This window comes from Okeania sp. SIO2B9 (assembly GCF_010672505.1).
Lineage (GTDB): Bacteria > Cyanobacteriota > Cyanobacteriia > Cyanobacteriales > Microcoleaceae > Okeania > Okeania hirsuta.
Window position 1 is genome coordinate 1 of sequence record NZ_JAAHGK010001291.1, and the last position, 2,142, is coordinate 2,142.

A 2,142-nucleotide genomic window follows, 5' to 3' on the forward strand; every position below is an offset into this window, starting at 1 on the left:
ATCACTTTTTTTTAGTGGTCACTTTTTGGGGCTGGCCTCTCCGATGCGATCGCACCTCTGAGTATTCTATCTCAGGAAGAGGGCATTGCTCCTACTGGTCACTTATTTCTGCCATCCTGCACTAGTTTGTAACTGCTCAAAAACTAATTCTCCATCTTTCACATTTCCCGCTAAAATTTGTTCAGTTGCACGATCAATTTTTTGACGTAATTCCTCTAGTTGACTATCAACTTCATTATGATCTTCAGCTAAAATAATGATTTCCACTTTTTGACCTGCTGCAAATGGTAAATCTGATAAAACCAACTGCTGAGGATTATCAATTATTAGAGATTTTTTGTAAGCATTTATCGGTTTAATTAACTCCTTAATATTAGGTATTTAATATTATAATTGCACTAACTTTGATCGAACATATTAGGACTAAGTTCAACGAACTTCTGACTTTATAGAAAATGGTACATTACGACGGGTTGTTAAATACTTTTCAGAGTCTAGATTTTAGCTGTGTCACGCCACTACAAATTTGACTTTTGAATTTTTTACTTCTGACTTCATAACGCTCGACTAGAATTAAAAATCGCAATTAACGCTACACCCACATCTGCAAATACTGCTTCCCAAATATTTGCCAACCCTGCTATTCCCAACAAAATAAACAACCCCTTTACTCCTAGAGCAAAACCAATATTTTGCCAAACAATGCGACGCGTTTTCCTGCCAATTTGTATTGCTTCAGCAACCTTAGAAGGAGCATCGGTCATAATTACAACATCCGCAGTTTCAATTGCAGCATCCGAACCAATGCTACCCATTGCTATACCAACATCAGCACGAGCAATAACCGGAGCATCATTAATTCCATCACCAACAAAAGCAACTTTCCTATTATTCCGATATAGTAATTTTTCAATGGCATTGACTTTATCTTCTGGTAATAATTCAGCTTCATAACTATCTAAATCTAAATTTTCTGCCACCCGTTGAGCAACTGTTTGATTATCTCCCGTTAACATGACAGTTTTTTCCACACCCAAATTTTTCAAAGATTTAATTGCCCGAGCAGCATCTAATTTAATCTGGTCAGATATTACGATATAACCAACATATTTACTATCAACTGCTAAATGAACTGCAGTATCTCCAATATCACAAATATCGTGTTGAATATCTTCTAAATGTAACAGGCGATCGCCTCCCGCAATAACTGTTTTATTACCAACTTTTGCCTTAATTCCACACCCGGCAATTTCTTGATATTCTGAAACATCAGAATTATCAATTTTCCTAGAATTATATTTATAAACTGCTTGAGCAATAGGATGATTTGATAAAGATTCAACTTTAGCTGCTACTTCGATTAAATCTGGTTTAGTCAAGCCATTTTTTGTGACAATATCTGTCACCTGAAGTTTACCTTCTGTCAAAGTTCCAGTTTTATCAAAAACCACAGTTTTAATCGCAGCTAAATCATCTAAAAATGTAGACCCTTTGACTAATATTCCTCGTTTTGCCGCTCCACCAACTCCGCCAAAATAACCCAAAGGAATGCTAATTACTAATCCACAAGGACAGGAAACTACTAATACAATTAAAGCTCTATTTATCCAATCTGCATAAGTAGCACCGGAGATAAATAGAGGAGGCAGAAAAGCGATCCCTAAAGAAATAAAGACAACTATTGGGGTATAGTACCTGGCAAAAGTTGTCATAAATCTTTCAGTTTTAGATTTTTTAGTTTTGGCAGTTTCAACTAACTCTAGAATTCTGGAAATAGAAGATTCAGAAAATGGTTTAGTTACGCGAATTGTTAATAGTCCCGTTTGGTTAAGCATTCCTGCTAATATTGTTTGCCCAACTGTAAAATTTCTAGGTATTGATTCTCCAGTTAAAGCAGAAGTATCAACTTGGGAATTTCCAGAAATAATTTCACCATCTAAGGGGATTTTTTCTCCTGGTTTAACAACTTATAGGCGGGCGCGTGCGGGCCACCGAAGATCGAGTACATTGACCCGGTGTTCACAATCGCGCCCCGGGTCGTCGCAAGCAGCGGATAGGCCGCCAGACAACACCGCATCGTACCGGTCAGATTAACGTCAATGACGCGTTGAAACGTGTTGATGTCATACTCATCGATTTTTC

At 37.3% G+C, this 2,142-nt stretch carries 2 protein-coding genes and 1 pseudogene; all 3 read right to left on the bottom strand.

Translation table 11 applies throughout. The features are described from left to right. Positions 1-102 precede the first annotated feature (102 nt). On the bottom strand, positions 103-306 hold the full coding sequence (locus F6K13_RS29965) for a hypothetical protein (protein ID WP_240039027.1): 204 nt from the start codon (positions 304-306) through the stop codon (positions 103-105). 248 nt (positions 307-554) lie between these two features. Beyond that, a pseudogene (locus tag F6K13_RS29970) lies at positions 555-1,967 on the bottom strand (heavy metal translocating P-type ATPase); the annotation flags it as partial. Continuing rightward, on the bottom strand, positions 1,937-2,077 hold the full coding sequence (locus F6K13_RS29975) for a hypothetical protein (RefSeq protein ID WP_287289398.1): 141 nt from the start codon (positions 2,075-2,077) through the stop codon (positions 1,937-1,939). The gene F6K13_RS29975 and the pseudogene F6K13_RS29970, both read right to left, overlap by 31 nt. Between the last annotated feature and the right edge of the window lie 65 nt (positions 2,078-2,142).